The organism is Myxococcus guangdongensis, from assembly GCF_024198255.1.
Lineage (GTDB): Bacteria > Myxococcota > Myxococcia > Myxococcales > Myxococcaceae > Myxococcus > Myxococcus guangdongensis.
The window spans coordinates 93,344-111,076 of the sequence record NZ_JAJVKW010000023.1; the positions used below are offsets into that span (position 1 = coordinate 93,344).

12 protein-coding genes are annotated in these 17,733 nt (G+C 70.3%); 9 read left to right on the plus strand and 3 right to left on the minus strand.

The genetic code is table 11. The features are described 5' to 3' along the window. Positions 1-41: 41 nt before the first annotated feature. The 4 genes from dnaX (at position 42) to recR (ending at position 4,065) form a co-directional block, all read left to right on the plus strand. Positions 42-1,247 carry a DNA polymerase III subunit gamma/tau gene (gene dnaX, locus LXT21_RS42120; RefSeq protein ID WP_254043893.1) on the plus strand — a complete coding sequence of 402 codons (1,206 nt, stop codon included), beginning with the start codon at positions 42-44 and terminating at the stop codon, positions 1,245-1,247. A gap of 742 nt (positions 1,248-1,989) precedes the next feature. Continuing rightward, the gene (locus LXT21_RS42125; RefSeq protein WP_254043894.1) at positions 1,990-3,087 is read left to right on the plus strand and encodes a DNA polymerase III subunit gamma/tau; all 1,098 of its coding nucleotides are present in this window, start codon (positions 1,990-1,992) and stop codon (positions 3,085-3,087) included. Positions 3,088-3,147: 60 nt separating this feature from the next. Beyond that, entirely contained in the window at positions 3,148-3,465 is a 318-nt protein-coding gene (locus LXT21_RS42130) for a YbaB/EbfC family nucleoid-associated protein (RefSeq protein ID WP_046712137.1), read from the plus strand. 6 nt (positions 3,466-3,471) lie between these two features. After that, complete coding sequence (recR, locus tag LXT21_RS42135; protein WP_254043895.1) at positions 3,472-4,065, plus strand: recombination mediator RecR; 594 nt, start codon at positions 3,472-3,474, stop codon at positions 4,063-4,065. Between the two features lie 43 nt (positions 4,066-4,108). Here recR and LXT21_RS42140 read toward each other — a convergent pair whose 3' ends face one another. From LXT21_RS42140 to LXT21_RS42150, 3 genes are read right to left on the minus strand one after another with little or no spacing between them, the layout of a single operon-like run. Beyond that, positions 4,109-6,010: a protein kinase domain-containing protein gene (locus tag LXT21_RS42140; protein WP_254043896.1), complete on the minus strand. Its 1,902-nt coding sequence runs from the start codon at positions 6,008-6,010 to the stop codon at positions 4,109-4,111. A gap of 2 nt (positions 6,011-6,012) precedes the next feature. Continuing rightward, positions 6,013-7,980, minus strand: coding sequence for a FecR family protein (locus tag LXT21_RS42145; RefSeq protein WP_254043897.1), 1,968 nt, complete (start codon positions 7,978-7,980; stop codon positions 6,013-6,015). Then, positions 7,977-9,485, minus strand: coding sequence for an MSCRAMM family protein (locus LXT21_RS42150; RefSeq protein ID WP_254043938.1), 1,509 nt, complete (start codon positions 9,483-9,485; stop codon positions 7,977-7,979). Before LXT21_RS42150 ends, LXT21_RS42145 begins: the two co-directional genes overlap by 4 nt. A gap of 351 nt (positions 9,486-9,836) precedes the next feature. On the opposite strand from LXT21_RS42150, the gene mglB reads away from it, so the two are divergent. From mglB to LXT21_RS42175, 5 genes are all read left to right on the plus strand, one after another. Beyond that, positions 9,837-10,316: a gliding-motility regulator GTPase-activating protein MglB gene (mglB, locus tag LXT21_RS42155; RefSeq protein WP_002637270.1), complete on the plus strand. Its 480-nt coding sequence runs from the start codon at positions 9,837-9,839 to the stop codon at positions 10,314-10,316. Positions 10,317-10,327: 11 nt separating this feature from the next. Then, a complete protein-coding gene (gene mglA / locus LXT21_RS42160; RefSeq protein WP_046712132.1) occupies positions 10,328-10,915 on the plus strand; it encodes a gliding-motility regulator Ras-like GTPase MglA in 588 nt (195 codons plus the stop codon). A gap of 115 nt (positions 10,916-11,030) precedes the next feature. Continuing rightward, the gene (locus LXT21_RS42165) at positions 11,031-11,759 is read left to right on the plus strand and encodes a dihydrolipoamide acetyltransferase (protein WP_323395710.1); all 729 of its coding nucleotides are present in this window, start codon (positions 11,031-11,033) and stop codon (positions 11,757-11,759) included. Between the two features lie 16 nt (positions 11,760-11,775). After that, complete coding sequence (locus LXT21_RS42170) at positions 11,776-14,187, plus strand: tetratricopeptide repeat protein (protein WP_254043899.1); 2,412 nt, start codon at positions 11,776-11,778, stop codon at positions 14,185-14,187. Beyond that, positions 14,187-17,573 carry a tetratricopeptide repeat protein gene (locus LXT21_RS42175; protein ID WP_254043900.1) on the plus strand — a complete coding sequence of 1,129 codons (3,387 nt, stop codon included), beginning with the start codon at positions 14,187-14,189 and terminating at the stop codon, positions 17,571-17,573. Before LXT21_RS42170 ends, LXT21_RS42175 begins: the two co-directional genes overlap by 1 nt. The last annotated feature ends 160 nt before the right edge of the window (positions 17,574-17,733 follow it).

Here is a 17,733-nt window from a genome sequence, read left to right on the forward strand (position 1 = left end):
AGATGGATCCTTCGCGCCGTCGTGTTTAGATGACTGCCCCCATGAGCTACCTCGTCCTCGCCCGCAAATGGCGTCCGCAGAAGTTCGATGACATGACCGGACAGGAGCACGTCGTCCGGACCATCGCGAACGCCATCAAGATGGACCGGGTGGCGCACGCGTACCTGTTCTGCGGCCCGCGTGGCGTGGGCAAGACGACGGCCGCACGCCTGCTCGCCAAGGCCCTCAACTGTGAGAAGGGCCCCACGGCGACTCCCTGCGGTGAGTGCCGGGCGTGCACGGAGATTGCCGCCGGCACCAGCGTGGACGTGGCGGAGATCGACGGTGCCTCCAACAACGGCGTGGAGAACGTCCGCGAGATTCGCGAGAACGCGAAGTACCTGCCGCAGCGCGACCGGCACAAGATCTACATCATCGACGAGGTCCACATGCTGTCCGGGGCGGCGTTCAACGCGCTGCTCAAGACGCTGGAGGAGCCGCCCGGGCACGTGAAGTTCATCTTCGCGACGACCGAGGCGCACAAGCTCCCGGACACCATCCTGTCGCGCTGCCAGCGCCACAACTTCCGCCGCATCTCCGCGGCGCGGATGCTCCAGCGACTGCAGGAGATCTGCAAGGCGGAGGGCGCGGGCATCTCGGACCGCTCGCTGTCGCTGGTGGTGCGCCAGTCCGAGGGCGGCATGCGCGACGCGCTCAGCCTGCTGGACCAGGTGCTCGCCTCGTGCGGCGCGAACCCCACGGACGAGGAGGTCGCCGAGGCGCTGGGCGCCATCGATCGAACGATGGTGCAGGACTTCGCCGATGCGCTGGTGCACAAGGATGCCAAGCGCGTGCTTGAGCGCGTGGAGGAGGTCTTCAACCGGGGCCTCGACTTGAAGCGCCTCGCGGAGGAGCTGGCGATGCAGCTTCGCCACCTCTTCGTCACCAAGACGCTGGGCGAGGCGCCCGCGGAGCTGGCGGAGTCCGAGCAGAAGGCGCTCGTGGCGCTGGCGAAGGACGCGGAGAGCGCGCAGCTCACGCGGCTGTTCGACGTGGTGCATGGCTCGGTCTGGGATGTGTCGCGCGCGGCGCAGCCGAGGCTCGCGCTGGAGATGGCGCTGTTGAAGGCCATCCAGCTGTCGCCGGGGGGTTCGATTCCGGAGCTGCTCGCGAAGGTGGACCGGCTCACGGCCGGACTGCCTCAGGCGGACAAGGCCAATGCTGGAGCGCCGGGAGGTCGCTCCAGCTCCACGAACTTTCGCGCCTGAGCCTCGCCAGGCTCCGTCCATCGAAGCCGCGCCCACCCCTCGTCCGTGGGAGATGGGTCGAGCTGCGCCCACTGCGGGACAGCAGCCCGTCTCGACGCAGAGGCATGTGGGCACTTCCGCGGGAGCGCCGTCGAACGATGGCGCGTCCACGGCGATGCCTTCGGCGCAGCAGTCGCCGAATGGCGGCGTGGATCCGCAGGGGGTGGCGGTCAACGGAAGCCCGTCGTCGGCCCACGGAGCGTCGGCTCGCGGGCCGATGGGTGGCGCGTTCGACGGTGCGCCATCCGTCGCGCAGAGCGGGACGAGCAGCTCCGCGGGTTCATCGCACGCAGGGCCGTCGGCATCGCCTCAGGGTGGTCCATCGGATGCGTCCCGCGCGCCTGTGGGACATGCCCCCGTCGGAATGACGGGACGTGCTCCCTCGGGCCCACCTTGGGATGCTCCTGGGTCATCCACGGGACAGCCCACCCCTGGGGCGACGGCACGTACTCCGTCGGGCCCTCCCTGGGATGCGCCGGCTCCTGCGTCCGGACAGCAGTCCGCGGGAGACTTCGCGCGCCCCACGCAAACGTCTCGGTTCGATGCGCCCGCGTCATTCGACACGCAGCGCTCCGGCGCCTCTCGCTACGACGACGCCGACTACCAGCCCGAGCCACCGCCGGACATCGACCTGCCGCGACACAGCGGGGACGCATCCGACGAGCCACCCGCCAACATCGCGCCGCCACGACATGACGGGGCCGTGCGTGAAGTCCCCGCGCCCCAGCCAGCCGCGGGCGCGTGGACGCCTCCGCCCTCCGTCAGCGCCGCCCCTCCCGTCCCCGCCACCGGGCCGGTCATCGCCGGGCTGCCCCCCTCCGCCGCGCGCCCCCTGTCCTTCCTGCGCAACGGCGGCGGCGCCCAGGCGGTCTCGGACGCTCCGCCACCGGCCGCCTACCCCGTCGAGAATCCCCTGCCCTCGGGCCCCGTCCTCGAGGGTCTGCCCCCGTCCGCCGCGCGCCCCCTGTCCTTCCTGCGCAACGGCCCTCCCGCGCCCACGCCCCCGGCGGCACCAGCCCCGCAGCAGCCCATCGCCCCGCCCGGCCCGCATGCGGGCGCCACCCCGCTCTCCCGCACCACCGAGCCGGCGCCCACCGTCCGCGTCATCAACGTCCGCAAGCCCGAGCCGCCGCCCGGCCCGCCCGAGCCGCCGCCCTACGGCGACAGCGACGAGGAATCGCGCTTCTATCCAGAAGAGGCCTCCCCTGGCGGCTGCGCCTCCGGCGAATGCATCCCCGAGCCCGAGGCCCCCGTCGCGGAACCCGAGCCCGAGCCGCCTCCCGTGGCCGCCTCGCCTCCCCCCGTGGCGCGCGGGCGCGACAACCCCAACCTGCCGCTCATCGAGCGTTGGCGTGCCGCGGTGGAGTCCGTGAAGGCGGGCTCCCTGCGCCACGGCACCGCCCTCGCGAACGGCCGGCTCATGTCGATGAAGGCCGGGGAGATCATCCTCGGCTACCTCCCCGCGGCGGGCCTGCACCGCATGTCGGTGTCCGCCGCCGCGGGCAAGGCCACCATCGACAAGCTCCTGGCCGAGCACTTCGGCCGGCCCGTGAAGCTGTCCTTCCAGGACGTGTCCGCGGATGACTCCCGGGCCGCGCCCAGCCTCGCCGAGCGCGACGCGCAGAGCCGCGCCACCCATGAGAAGAACACCGAGAGCAAGGTGCGGAACCACGCCTCGGTCCGCTCCGTGCTCCTGGTGCTGGGTGGAGAAATCGAGCACATCCAGATCTACGAGCCCGAGCGCCCCTCCGCCGCCTCGGCCGCCGACGCTCCTGTCGAAGCCCCCGACGACAGCGCCTGACAATGGACGCGCGCAACGCTAGGGTGCGCGCCACACTCCACGCCCGTACCGAGGAAGCACATGCCCGGCGTCGACCTGAACTACTTCATCCGGCAGGCGAACAAGCTGACGGAGAAGATCGAAGAGCGCAAGCAGCAGCTGGCCGAGGAGACCGTCGAGGCCAAGGCCGGCGAGGGCCGCGTCACCGTCGTGGCCAACGGCATCCAGGAGATCCGCAGCATCAAGATCGACAAGGAAGCCATCGACCCGAACGACACGTCGATGCTCGAGGACCTCATCACCGCCGCGGTGAACGCCGCCCTGGCGAGCAGCCGTCAGCACATGCAGCGCGAGCTCGCGAAAATCTCCGGCGGCATCAAGATCCCCGGCGTTACCTGATACCGGATGACTCCCGATCCGCTGAACCGCCTCGTCGCCCAGCTCGCGAAGCTGCCAGGCATCGGGGAGAAGACCGCCCAGCGCCTCGCGTTCCACATCCTGCGCTCTCCGGGCGAGTACGCCTCCGAGCTGTCGCAGGCCATCCGCGAGGTGAAGGAGAAGGTGCACCTGTGCGTGCGCTGTTTCTCCCTCACGGACACGGAGACGTGCGGCTTCTGTCGGGACCACCGCCGTGACGAGCGGGTGCTGTGCGTCGTGGAGACCTTCGCGGACCTGATGGCGCTCGAGCGCACCCGCGAGTTCAAGGGCCGCTACCACGTGCTGCACGGCGTGCTGTCCCCGCTCGAGGGCGTGGGCCCGGACCAGCTCCGCATCAAGGAGCTGTTGGAGCGCCTCAGCGACAGTCAGGTGGAGGAGCTCATCCTCGCCACCAACCCGGACGTCGAGGGCGAGGCCACCGCGCTCTACCTGACGCGCCTGCTCAAGCCCATGGGCCTGCGCCTCACCCGCATCGCCCAGGGCCTGCCCATGGGCGGTGACCTCGAGTACGCCGACCAGGCCACGCTGGCGAAGGCGCTGTCCGCCCGCCGCGACCTCTAGGCCTATGCTCCGGCGCCGGGAGCTCCCGGCGCCGTGCTGCTTCCTACGGTGTCAGCCGCCAGGCGAACGGCACCACCGCGTTCACCTCCCCGTCGACATGCGCCGGGAAGCGCAGCCGCTCCGCCTGCGCTTGGAGACAGCGGCCCACGCCCGTCCCCGCCAGCGCCCCGCTCACGCTCGCCCGCGCCTTGCCGGTCGACGCGATGGAGAACTCCACCTGGACCTGGCCCTCGCTCGACGGCAGGTCCTTGCGGTTCTTCTCGAAGCACGCGGTGATTCGCGAGCGCCCCTGCGCCACGACGCGAGAGATGTCGGCCACGCTGAGCGACACCTTCTTCTTCGCCGTGCTCTTCACCGACTTGCCCTCCGCCGCGTCCTCCACGGGAGGCGGTGGTGACAGCCGGCTCCCCACCGCGCCCGCCTCGCCTCCAGTCCCCTGCGCCATCCCCTCGGGAGGCTGTGTCCCGACAGGTGGCGGCGACACGGGCACCGCGGCCTGCTGCGCGGGCGCTGCGACAGCTTCCGTCGAAGGCGCAGGCTCCCGAGGCACTGGGGCCTCAGCCGGCGCGACAGCGGCGATGGGAGGAGCCGCGGGAGGCACGACACCCGCGGACACCGGCGCGACCAGTCGCGCGTAGCCCACGATGCCCACCCCCGCGAGCAACAACCCACCCGCGAGCCCGACGACGAGCGGACGCCAGCCGCGCGCACGGGGCGCGGCGACAGGCGCGGGCATCGGCGCCGACTCGGTGGCCGGAGTCTTCGTCGCCGCTGGCACCAGCCCCGAGGACGACGCCGGCGAGCGCGCACTCCAACCGCGCGCCGTGGCCACGTCGGTGCTGCCCGTCGCGGAGGAGGGCGCCCCCACCACGTCCGTCCCCATCTCCACCACGCCCGTCGCCTGCGTCACCACGCCCAGCGCGGCGGAGAGCGAGGACAGCGTGGGGATGCGGGTGCGCTCGGTGAAGCGGTCCTCACCGAAGTGGCTGCGCAGGAACGCGCCGAGCTGCGGCGTCCCCGCGGCGCTCAGGTGCTCTCCGAGGAACGCCTCCAGGTCCTCGGCGAAGGCCTCCGCGGTGGGGTAGCGGTCCTGCGGCAGCGGCGCCATCGCCTTGAGGACGATGGCCTCCAACGCCGCGGGCAAATCCGGCCGCAGCTCGCGCGGACGCTTGAACTCGCCGTGCAGGAGCGCGTTGAGGACCGCCAGGTCGTTCTCTCGCGAGAAGGGCCGCACGTGCGTGAGCGCCTCGTACAGGCTGACGCCGAGCGCGAAGATGTCCGCGCGCCGGTCCACCCCCTGCCCCTTGGCCTGCTCCGGCGCCATGTACATGTACTTGCCCTTCACGACGCCGGTGCGCGTGTTGGCGAGCCTCGACTCGGCCTTGGCGATGCCGAAGTCCAGCACCTTCACCTGCCCCTGGTACGTCAGGTACAGGTTCGACGGGGAGATGTCGCGGTGCACGACGTTGAGCGGCTGCCCCATCTCGTTGCAGAACTCGTGGGCGTAGTGCAGCCCGCGCGCCGAGTCGATGAGCACGCGCAGCACGATGGGGAACGGCAGGTACGCGCGGCGCCGTCCCGCCAGCCGCAGCGTCGTGGAGAAGTCCTCGCCCGCGAGGTACTCCATGCAGATGTAGTAGCAGCCCTCGGTGAAGCCGAGCTCCTGTATCTGCACGATGTTGGGGTGCGACAGCTTCGCGGCCAGCCGCGCCTCGTCCCGGAACATCTCCACGAAGTCGGGGATGTTCGACAGGTGCGGCAGCATCCGCTTGATGACCACGTTGCGCTCGAAGTTGTCGGCGCCGAGCAGCTTGGCGAGGAAGATTTCCGCCATGCCGCCCTCGGCCAGCTTGCGCACGAGGACATAGGGGCCGTACGGGCGCAGCAGCGGCGGAGGAGCCTCCTCGGTGCCGGAGCCGGGCTGTGTCGTCTGGGGGGGAGACATCCTCAGGGCCCTCGCTCTTTCAGGGTGCGCACCGTGTGGACATCCGGAGCACCGGGTCGCGTCATTCTAAACATCAGCAGCGGGGGCGAGCCCACCGGCTCCACCCACGTGTCGAACCGATGCTTGCCATCCAGGCTGGCGGGACGTCCATTGATGGACACGCGCGCGTTCACCGGCGCCACGCCCGTGGCCCTCACCTTCGCCGCGGAGCGTTGTCCCTGGCGAGGCTGAGACACGAGCAGCATCGGCACCGAGTTGTCGTACACCAGCTCCAGCTTGTTCATCCGGCCCCCCTTCAGCTGCTCACCCGTCTCGGACAGCGGCGTGACGGACCACAGGTAGCTGCCCTCGCTCAGCGCGCCCGCATCCAACGCCGCGCGCGCCTCCGTCACCGTGCGCTCCGCCACGGGCGTGTCCAACGCGCCCGCCCGATACACCGCCACCCGGTAGCGCGCCGCCGACGTCTCCTCTGAATAGGTGAACGTCACGGCCGGCGGTTTGTCCTGGTAGAAGATGGTCGTCTTCTCCAATCCCTCCGGCACCACGTTGCGCACCCGGTCCAAGTCCCGGCCCAGGCGCTCCGGGGCGAACACCGCGCTGCCCTTCGCCACCTCCTGGCCGTCCTTGCCCTTCACCCGCCAGAAGAGCGTCCCTCGCGCGGGCGCCGGCACGTTGACGAAGGGCTGGAACACCGTGCCCGTCAGCAGGGGCTTGGAGAACTCCGCGTCCGTCGCCACCTCCACCGTCACCTCCCCCTCCTTCTCCCAGCCGAAGGCCACCTCGGGCATGTCCTGGTGGTACACCTCCGCGCCGTCTCCCGCGCCGAGCAGCAGCGGCGCGGGGCCGAGCGACTCGATGCGCGCCTCGCCCGTCTCACCCGACACGATGGCCCGCTCACCCGCCCGCAGCGGCTGCCGCGCCTCGCCGCGCACCAGCGTCACCCGCCCCGTCTGCGCGTCCACCAGATAGCCCGACCCCGTGCGCCGCACCGCCAGCCGGGAGGCCCCGTCACCTTCCAAGGTGAGCCCCGCCAGCACCACCCGGCTCTGACGGCCCTGCGCGAGCTGGAGCCCCAGCCGGCCCTGGCGCAGGTCCATCCGCGCCTCGTCGCGCGTGCCGCCCTGCCCCGCGCCCTCCAGCACCATCTCCGCCGAGGGCCCCAGGGTGAGCTGCGAGGACGAGTCCTTCAGCGCCAGGTCCACCGAGCCGCCCGTGCGCGTGCGCACGCCGTCACCGGGCGAGAGCACCTCGCCGTCCGCGCGCACCGACCTCCAGCGCTTCGTGTCCTTCCCGCGCAGCTCCGCGCGGCCCGAGCCCACCCGCACCGTCACGTCGATGGGCGAAAGCTCCACCCATCGAGAGCCCTTGAGCATCAGCTCCGCCCGGCCCGCGGACACCTCCACCGAGTCGCCTTCGGACGCGCGCAGCTGCTTGCCGTCCTTCGCCACGAACTCGATGGCGCCCAGCTTCACCTCCACGCGGCCGGAGTCCTTCGTCACCTGGACGGAGACCTCGCTGGGCTCGGAGCCCACGCGCGTGAGGCCGAAGGGCGTCAGCAGCGTGAGCGACACCTTCTTCCCGGCCGCAGCCCCCGCGGGCACGCGCGACAAGACGATTCCACGCTCCACCGTCAGCACCACGCCGCCGGAGTCCTGCCCCACGCCGACGCGGGCGTCCGCGCCCACCTCCACCGAACGCCCGTCCGGGAAGCTCAAGGTCGCCGCGCCCGAAGCCCCCGTCTCCACCGCGTCGCCGGAGTACAGCGGGCCCGCCTGGGCGGGGAGCTTCTTGCCGCCACGCTCCACCTGCACGTCGCCGGACAGGCCCTCCAGTCGGGCCAGCTCCACGGCGGGGCCCGAGTCGGGGGCCGCGGCGGACTCGACGGGAGGGGGGACTGGAGTGGCCGCCTCATCGTCGCAACCCGACACGACGAGCAGGAGGGCCAGGAGCCAGGGACACGTGTTGCTCACCGTTTCTGCCTCGGGAAGAGATCGACGTTGAAGATGGCCTGCTCGCCGTCCTTCAAGGTGACGAGCTTCGACTGCGTGAAGAACCCACGCGCGGAGATGGTGATGCGGTAGGTGCCACCGCGGACCTTGAAGGTGAACGCCCCCTTCGCATCCGTGCGCGCCTTCACCTTCGCCTGGGGAATCAGCAACGTGGCGGCGATGGGCTTGCCACCGCGCGCGTTGCGCACCTGTCCGGTGAGCGTCGCGGGCTCGCCCTTGCGCTCGGAGGCGAGCGGCACCGAGAGCGCCGTCTGCTGTCCCGCGACGATGATGGCCGCCTCCTCCGCCGTGCGGTACCCCTGGGACGTCGCCACCACGGCCACGGGCCCCGGCGGCAGCTCCTTCACGTGGACCTCACCGCGCAGGTCCGTGCGAGCCTCCACGCCGCCCACCATCAACCGCACCCCGGGCAGCGGCACGCCGTTGCCCGCGCTCACCACCGAAATCTTGAGCCCCCCCGTGGGCGGCGGCAGCTTGCGCGCGCGCACCGCCAACGCCACGCGGCCACCGTCCTCCAATGTGACGCGGCCCTCGGCGGGCGCGTAGCCCTCCGCGCTCACCCGCGCCAGCACGTCTCCGGGCGGCAGCTCCACGCCCTCCACATTGCCCTGGGCATCCGCCTCGCGCGGCGCGCCCTCCACACCATTGGCGACGAGCACCACCTTCGCGGCCGGAAGCGGCGCGCCCGACTCCGCGTCCAACAACTGGAGCGCCAGCGTGCCCATCGGCACCCGAGGTGGAGGCGGCGGTGGCACGGCCGGCGCGGAGGGCGCGTCGTTCCACGCCAGCTCCAGCGCCGCGCCCACCCGACGCATCCGCTGCTCGGAGCGCGAGCCATCCGCGAGCGTCACCGTGTCCTGCACGTGCTGGAAGTCCAGCAGCACCGTCCCGGACCAGCTCCCGCCGCCCGTCAGCGGGAACAACAGCGCGCCGCCCGCGGCGAAGCCCTTGGCCTCCGCCTTCGTGCCCGCCGCGTCCTTCACCGACAGGGACACCGGCACCTCGCCGCGCGCCTCCACCGCCAGCCGGGTGAAGAGCGGCACCCGCACGCTCGCGCTCACCAGGGCCGCGTGCCGCACGCCCCGCGCCAGCACCGGCTCGTCCGAGGTGCCGAAGACGGGCAGCTGCGCGTACCCGTAGCCCGCCCCCAGCTCCGCGCGCACCGGCCCCAGGAAGGCCCGGGCCCGGGGCCCCACCGACGCCCGCAGGAGGCTGCCGCCGGTGATCCGCACCGAGTCCTCCTTCAGGTCGAACCCCTCCCGCTGCACCGACGCCCACCCGCCCAGCCACGAACCCGCCCACGCCGTCCCCATCACCGCCAGATCATTCGGTGTGAAGCCGTCATAGGTGAGCCCAGGCCCTACATCGGCCTGCTGTCCGTTCCGAAGGGCAATGCCGTAGCGAAGGCGCAGCGAGGCTCGCTCGCGCACCTCCTCCGCCCGGACGGACGGAGCAGCGACCAGCACCAACAGCAAGGGCGCCAGACGCGCCAGGATGGGGGCAAGGAGGCGTGGGGGCGTCAAAGCCCGGCGGAGTATAGAGAAAGCCGCGAACACCCCCAAACCGGTGCCCTCAGGGCCTCCAGAAAGGTCCTGAAGGGGGTTGACCGGGGCTTCCGGAGGGTCCGAAGCGGGCGGACAAGCCCGGGACATCCTCGTTCTCACCGCCAGGAACGGATGGCTTCTTGCTGTGGTGGAGGGGCTTTGCTAAGCATCCTGACGGTCGGTAGCGCCTCGTCTAACCTCCGGGATTCACTCCAGAAACAACGGGGTGGCACCGTGAGAGGGACGAGCGAACGCTGAGGAGCGCATACGCCCATGGGCACGCAACTGGTGATGTACGAAGAGGAGTTCACCAAGATCAACGCCGTTTGCGACCGGCTCACCAAGGACGCGAACGCGAAGGTGGTCTTCCTCGTCGACAAGAACGGGCAGCTCATCTCCTCCGCGGGCCAGACGCAGAACATCGACACCACGTCCTTGGCCTCGCTGACGGCCGGCAACGTGGCGGCGATGGGCGGGCTCGCCAAGTTGATCGGTGAGAACGAGTTCCCCAACCAGTTCCACGAAGGGGCCAAGGACTCGCTCTACATGACGATTGTCGGCAGCCGGGTGGTGCTGGTCGTCATCTTCGACAACCGCACGAGCCTGGGCCTCGTCCGCCTGCGCATCAAGAAGGCCAGCGACGAGCTCACGAAGATCTTCGAGAGTCTGGTGAAGAAGACGGACAGCCCGGGTGCCGGGTCGCCGTTCGCCGAGATCTCCGACGACGATATCGACAACCTCTTCAGCGAGTAACCCGGGAAGCCATGTCCTTCATCAACTACTCATCCCGCGAAATCAACTGCAAGATTGTCTATTACGGGCCGGGTCTCTGCGGGAAGACGACCAACCTCCAGTACATCTACAACAAGACGGCGGCCGAGACGAAGGGCAAGCTCATCTCGCTCTCCACCGAGACGGACCGCACGCTCTTCTTCGACTTCCTGCCGCTGTCGCTCGGCGAGATTCGCGGCTTCAAGACGCGCTTCCACCTCTACACGGTGCCCGGTCAGGTGTTCTACGACGCCTCCCGCAAGCTCATCTTGAAGGGTGTCGACGGCGTCGTCTTCGTGGCCGACAGTCAGATCGAGCGCATGGAGGCGAACATGGAGTCGCTCGAGAACCTGCGCATCAACCTGGCCGAGCAGGGCTACGACCTGAACAAGATTCCGTACGTCATCCAGTACAACAAGCGCGACCTGCCCAACGCCGTCACGGTGGATGAGATGCAGAAGGCGCTCAACCCGCGGAACATCCCCAAGTACGAGGCGATTGCTCCGACGGGTGTGGGCGTGTTCGACACGCTCAAGGCGGTGGCGAAGCTGGTGCTCACCGAGCTGAAGAAGGGCGGCTGACGAGGAAGCGGCCGGGCAACCGGCTCCTGCACCGCGGGTGACGAGACGCCCCGCGGTCAAGGGTGTTACAACCTGCTGCCGACGGGCCGGGCCGTCCGCCTCCTGAGGTCGCACAGTGCGTGTCGCAGCCACCCTCCGACTCCTCGCGCTCGTGAGCGCCACCCTCTGTGGGTCGGCGCTCGCGCAGGAGTCGCGCTCTTCCGCGCAGCCGCCAGTCGCTGCCGCCCAGGTCCCCGCGCCCGAGGGCGACAGCACCGCGGACGAGGCCTTCAACGCGCGCGTGAAGACGCTGGAGGAGCAGGTCGTCGACCTGAAGGAGAAGATCTACCGCTCCAAGGCGCGGCTGCTGCTGCTCCAGGAGACGGTGCTCGGCGGTGACGTCACCACGGGCGCGCGGGCGCACATCGTCCACAAGAACGAGATGGGCGGCTCCTTCATCCTGGAGTCGGTGACGTACGCGCTCGACGGCGCGCCCATCTTCACGCAGCTGGACTTGCAGGGCGAGCTGGCCAAGCGCGAGCAGTTCGAGGTCTTCAACGGGCGCATCGTCCCGGGCCAGCATCAGCTCGCGGTGCGGCTGGTGTACCGAGGCAACGGCTTCGGCGTGTTCAGCTACGTGGAGGGCTACAAGTTCAAGGTGCAATCCAGCTACACCTTCAACGCGGAGCCGGGAAAGGTGTCCACGGTGCGCGTGGTGGGCTTCGAGCAGGGCGGCGTCACCACGGACCACAAGGACCGGCCGGCGGTGCGCTACGACATCGAGCTGTCGCGCGACGCGGCGCCCCGCATCGATGGCGAAGCGGAAACGAGCCCCCCGGCCACCACCTCCACTGAAGCGCGGTAGGGGCCCGCCGGTGAACGTGTCGCTTCGCGCACTCGCCCTGGTGCTCGGCCTCGCGGGTGGCGCTGTCGCCCGGGCCGACACTCCCCCTCCCCCGCCGCCCACGGCGCAGCAATTGGAGCAGCGGCTGACGACGGTGGAGCGCCAGCTCCAGCTCGCCGAGGAGAGCCTTCGTCAGGTGGAGTCGAAGTACAGCCAGCAGCCGGAGCCCGACGAGGCGCAGGCGCGCGTGCGCCGCTACTCCGACGCGGAGATTCAGTACCTCCTGGGCGACTGGACCGCGGCCTCCGTCCACTTCTACGACCTGGTGAGCGACCCGGAGTTCCGGAGCCACCCGCGGTACGCGGACGCGCTCTACTTCCTCGCGGACGCGCTGTACCAGCAGAAGAACGACGTGGGCGCGCGGCTGTACCTGCGCGAGCTGTTGTCGCTGCCCACGCCCTCGCCGCGCCACCGCGACGCGCTCGCGCGCTACCTGGCCATCAGCGGCCGGCTCAACCTCTACGACGACGTGGACACCTACGTGGAGCAGGCGCGCGGCCTGTTCGGCGGACAGCTCCCGGCGGACATCCAGTACGTCTACGCGAAGCGGCTCTTCCGTCGCACGGACCTGGCGCCTTCCGAGCGCATCGCCCACGCGAGGGCCGCCTTCGCGCCCCTGGCCCAGGCCCATGGCGGGCCCTACCAGTTGCAGGCGCGCTACCACATGGCGGTGCTGTCGATGCAGGCGGGTGAGCTGCCCATCGCCATCCTCCAGTTGCAGCAGCTGCTCACGCCCGTGGAGGGCTCGGCCGTGACGACGGCGCCGAAGACCCAGGGCAAGCCCCAGGTCCGCGCCACGGCGGACACGGACACCGAGCGCATCCGCGAGCTGGCGCTGATGTCGCTGGGACGCCTCTTGTACGAGGCGGGCCGCTTCGACGAGGCGCTCGACTGGTACGGTCGGGTGCCGCAGGAGAGCGAGTCGTTCCCGGAGTCGCTCTACGAAATCGCGTGGACCCAGGTGCGCAAGGGCAACCACCAGGAGGCCAAGAACGCCGTCGACATCCTGCTCCTGGTGTCGCCCGAGTCCAAGCTCGCGCCCGAGGCGAAGCTGCTGCGCGGCCACCTGCTCCAGAAGCTCAAGCGGTACGAGGAGGCCATCGCGTCGTACGACGAGCTCATCGGCACCTTCCGCCCGGAGCGCGACAAGGTGGATGTGCTCCTGCGCGCGAACCGTGACCCGGTGGCGTACTTCGAGCGACTCCTGGCGCGCACCGACTCCGTGCCTGACGTGCGCACGGTGCTGCCCCCGCTGGCGCTGAAGTACGCCTCCACCGAGCGCGAGGTGAGCAGCGCGATGAAGACGGTGGGCGACATCGACAAGGGGCGGAAGGGCACGCTCGAGGCGCGGGAGCTGGCCGCGCGCATCCTCACGGCGTTGGACACGCGCAAGCTGCAGACCTTCCCGGAGCTCCAGGAGGGCTTCACGCTGTCCGACTCCGTGGAGACGGCGAGCATCCAGGTCGAGGCCTCGCTGGTGGAGCTGGAGGGACTGTCCTTGGAGTCCTCGCTCACCGCCGACGAGCGCGCCCGGCTCGCGCCGCTGCGTCGTGAGCGAGAGGCGCTGGCCGTCCGCTTCGCCTCGATGCCCGCCACGCAGCAGGAGCTGGAGGAGCGGCTGCGGCGGATGCAGGCGCGCGTGGACGCGGTGGACCGCGAGGCCTTCCGACTGGGCGCGGAGGTGCAGGGTCTGCACGCCGTCGCGGCGGCGGTGCGCAAGTGGGTGGATGACACGCGGCTGCTCCGGCAGACACCTCCCGAGGAGGAGCAGGAGTTCCTCGTGCAGCTCCAGGCCGAGGTCCAGACGCTCAAGGACTTGCAGGGGGAGCTGGACCGCACGCGCGGACGGCTCGCCGATGAGCGCAACGGCGCGGCGGCGGCCCTCGCCGGGGAGCAGGCCATCCGCGGCCGGTTCGCGCAGGCGCTGCGAGCGGAGCATGAGGTGCTCGAGCAGGTCGAGAGACGACAGGCGCCCTCAGCAATCACGGCGCGCGCGCATGCGGTGCGCCAGCGCGGCGAGGCCTTGCGCGGCCGTGTCGCCCAGGCCCAGGGCGCGCTGCGTGGACGTGTGGAGAAGAAGGCCACGCGCATCCGCGCGAAGGTGGTGGCCGAGCAGCAGCTGCTCGAGCGCTACGAGGCCGAGGTGGCCGCGGTGGCCGGCAACGCGAAGCAGCTCGTGGGCCGCATCGCGTACGACAGCGTCCGGCGCGTGCGTCGACAGTTCTACGACCTGGTGCTCAAGGCGGACGTGGGTGTGGTGGACGTGGCCTTCACCGAGAAGCAGGACAAGACGACGTCCATCCAGAAGGTCTCCGCGCAGAAGGCCGAGGCCCTGCGCGCGCTCGACGCCGACTTCCGGGACGTGCTCACGTCGGAGGAGAGCCGGTGATGCGGCGCGTTCTCGCGGTGCTGCTCGCCCTGGCCTCGCTGCCCGCCGCCGCCCAGGCGACGGAGGCTCCCGCCCAGGCCACGAGCCCGTCGGACCCGCAGGCCCCCAGCCCCTCGGGTGCGCCCGCGCGGGACTACCTGAATGGCCTGGGTCGCTCGCCGGACGAGGAGCTGTTGCTCCAGGACGTCAGTCGCGCCCTGCGCACGTACGACGAGGAGTCGCGCGAGTTCAGCCGCGACGTGCAGGGGCTGATGGAGCACCGGTACGAGCAGAAGCGGGACTCGCTCGCGTCCTCGTACGAGAAGGTCATCCGTGACTTCGAGGCCCAGGAGCGCAAGGAGCGGATGGAGGCCATCGTCCGCTTCGAGGAGTTCCTGCGCCGCTACCCCAGCGAGCCGCGCTACACGCCCGACGTGATGTTCCGCCTCGCGGAGCTCTATTACGAGCGCTCGCAGGACGAGCACCAGCTGGCGATGAAGGAGTATCGCGACCGGCTGGAGATCCACGACAAGAACCCCGACGGCACGGCGTTCCCCGTGGAGCCGAAGAAGGACTACGCGGACTCCATCGCGCTGTATCGCCGGCTGCTGAAGGAGTATCCGGACTACCGCTTCAACGATGGCGCGTCCTACCTCCTGGGCTACTGCCTGGAGGAACAGGAGCAGGTGGAGGAGAGCTTCCTCGCCTATCAACAGCTCATCGCGCGCTATCCGCGCAGCCGCTTCGCCACCGAGGCGTGGGTGCGCATCGGCGAGTACTGGTTCGAGAACTACAAGGACCCGCAGGCGCTGCCGCGCGCGGCGCAGGCCTTCGAGGCCGCCTCCCGCGACACGCTCCATCCGCTCTACGACAAGGCCCTCTACAAGCTGGGCTGGACGTACTACCGGATGGACCGATTCGACGAGGGCGTGGAGTCCTTCCTCACGCTGGTGGACTTCTACCAGGCCCAGGCCGTGGCCCAGGGCAACGCCGAGGTGGGCGGAGACCTGCGCGACGAGGCCCTCCAGTACGTGGCCATCTCGCTCGCGGACGAGACGTGGGGCGGACTGCCGCGCGCGAAGTCGCTGTTCACCCGGCGCGCCGGGCGGCCCTACGAGGCGGACGTCTACCGCCGCCTGGGGCACGTGTACTTCGACCAGACGAACTACGCGTCCGCCATCGCCGCCTATCGCCAGGTGCTGGAGAAGGAGCCGCTGACGCCCGACGCGCCCGAGCTCCAGCAGCGCATCGTGCAGTCCTACGAGCGCGACCGGATGATGGCGGAGTCCTTCGCCGAGTCGGAGAAGCTGGCCACCCGTTATCAGCCCGGCACCGCGTGGCACTCGAAGAACATGGGCGACCCGGACGCGGTCTCCCGCGCCACCACGCTCGTCGAGAAGAGCCTCTACACCACCGCCACCTTCCACCATCAGCAGGCGCTGGTGTTCAAGAAGGAGGGCCGCTTCGAGCAGGCACAGGCGGGCTTCGCCACCGCGGCGCGCTCGTATGGCACGTACCTGGAGCGCTTCCCGCGCAGCAAGAGCGCGGGCGAGATGCGCTTCTATTACGCCGAGTGCCTCTACTTCTCGTTCCAGTTCGCCGAGGCCGCGCAGGCCTACGAGCGGGTGCGCGACACCGGCGAGAGCGTGAAGCACCGGGACGACGCGGCGCACAGCGCGGTGCTCGCGTGGCAGCAGCTCCTCGCCCAGGAGCAGCAGGCTGGCAAGGCGCCGAAGCTCGAGGTGCTGCGCTCCAGTGAGCGGCCGGAGGGCTCCGCGGTGAAGCCCGTGCCGCTGACGCCCACGGAGGCGAAGCTGGTGTCCGCGTCGGACCGGTACGCCGCGCTGCTGCCGCGCGACGCGAAGGCGCCGGGCATCGCGTACAAGGCCGCGGAGCTGTACTACGCGCACGACGACTTCCCCGAGGCGCGCAAGCGCTTCGAGCGCATCATCCAGACGTGGCCGAAGAACGAGGTGGCCCGCTACGCCACCAACCTCACCGTCGAGTCCTTCCTCATCGACAAGGACTGGCGCAGCGTGGAGGAGGTCAGCGCCCGGCTGGCCAGCAACGCGCAGGTCATCGAGCCGTCCAGCGAGCTCCACCAACAGCTCGTGAAGTTCAAGCTCGCGGGCCGCTTCAAGCTGGCCGACCAGCTGCTCGCCGAGGGCAAGTACGAGGAGGCGGCGCGCAAGTACACGCAGCTCGTCGACGAGGCGCCCCGGCACGAGTTCGCGGACAAGGCGCTGAACAACGCGGCCGTCGCCCACGAGAACACGCGGCGGTTCGACTCCGCGCTCAAGCTCTACGAGCGCATCTACCGCGAGTACCCGTCCTCTCCGCTCGCGGACGCGGCGCTGTTCCGCGTGGCCGTCAACGCGGAGAAGTCCTACGACTTCGACAAGGCCGTCGTCAGCTACCAGAAGCTGGTGAAGGACTACCCCAAGTCGAAGGACCGTGAGGCGGCGCTCTTCAACACCGCGCGCCTGCTGGAGGGGCAGCAGCGCTACTCGGAGGCCGCGGCCACGTTCATCCGCTACGCGGAGCTGTTCCCCTCCGCCGAGGACGCGCCGAAGAACCAGTACCGCGCCGCCGTCCTGCTGGAGAAGCAGGGGGATGCGCGCGGCGAGGTGCGCGCGCTCCAGGAGTTCGTGCGCAAGTACGCGAACAAGTCCGCGCAGGTGGAGCTGGTCGTGGACGCCCACCGGCGCATGGGTGACGCGAACCAGAAGCTCGGCAACGAGAAGCAGGCGCAGAAGGACTACACCCAGGCGGCGAACGAGTTCGACCGACGCAAGCTCAAGCCGGACACGCATCCGCTCGCGGCGAACGCGGCGGCATATGGACGCTTCCAGTTGGCGGAGGCGCAGCTTCGCCAGTTCGACAAGCTGAAGATTGGCGGCTGGGGCAAGACGCTGGTGCGCAGCTTCGCGGTGAAGCGCGCGGGCGTGAAGACGGTGAAGGACGCGTACGCGCGCGTGTATCCGTACAAGCAGCTCGAGTGGTCTCTCGCGGCGGCCTATCGGTCCGGCTATGCGCTGGAGCGCTTCGCGAACACCATCATCGAGACGCCCGTGCCGCCGGACGTGAAGCGGCTGGGTGAAGAGGCGGTGGTGACGTACCAGGACCTGCTCGCACAGAACACGGCGGAGCTGGAGGACGCCGCGGTGGAGAGCTACGCGGTGGCGCTCGCGGAGGCCCGGAAGAATCGCGTGTCCAACGAGTGGACCCGGCGCACGCTGGAGGCCCTCAACCGCTTCCGTCCGAAGGAGTACCCGGTGCTCAAGGAGCCCAAGCAGGCCCTCGCGTCCGAGGCCGCCTATCCGGAAGGACTCATCGGCCACGTGAGCGGCCCGCCCCGACCCTCTCCCGAAGACGAGCGCCGCATCACCGGGGGAGCCAAGCCGTGAGCGGCATGCCTCTCACGCCAGGACGTGCGGTCCTCACCGCCGGAGGTGGCCAGACCGTGCGCCTCCCGGGCCCCCTCGCCGGTGTCTCGGCCCTCACTGTTGAACGGCCCCAGGCAGTGAGCGTCACGGGGCACCTGCCGGAGGATTCGGCCCTCATCGC

Coding starts and splice junctions, on each gene's coding strand:
- mglB (WP_002637270.1), top strand. CDS start 9,837: ATGGGCACGCAACTGGTGATGTACGAAGAGGAGTTCACCAAGATCAAC.
- recR (WP_254043895.1), top strand. CDS start 3,472: ATGACTCCCGATCCGCTGAACCGCCTCGTCGCCCAGCTCGCGAAGCTG.
- LXT21_RS42130 (WP_046712137.1), top strand. CDS start 3,148: ATGCCCGGCGTCGACCTGAACTACTTCATCCGGCAGGCGAACAAGCTG.
- LXT21_RS42140 (WP_254043896.1), bottom strand. CDS start 6,010: ATGTCTCCCCCCCAGACGACACAGCCCGGCTCCGGCACCGAGGAGGCT.
- dnaX (WP_254043893.1), top strand. CDS start 42: ATGAGCTACCTCGTCCTCGCCCGCAAATGGCGTCCGCAGAAGTTCGAT.
- LXT21_RS42175 (WP_254043900.1), top strand. CDS start 14,187: ATGCGGCGCGTTCTCGCGGTGCTGCTCGCCCTGGCCTCGCTGCCCGCC.
- mglA (WP_046712132.1), top strand. CDS start 10,328: ATGTCCTTCATCAACTACTCATCCCGCGAAATCAACTGCAAGATTGTC.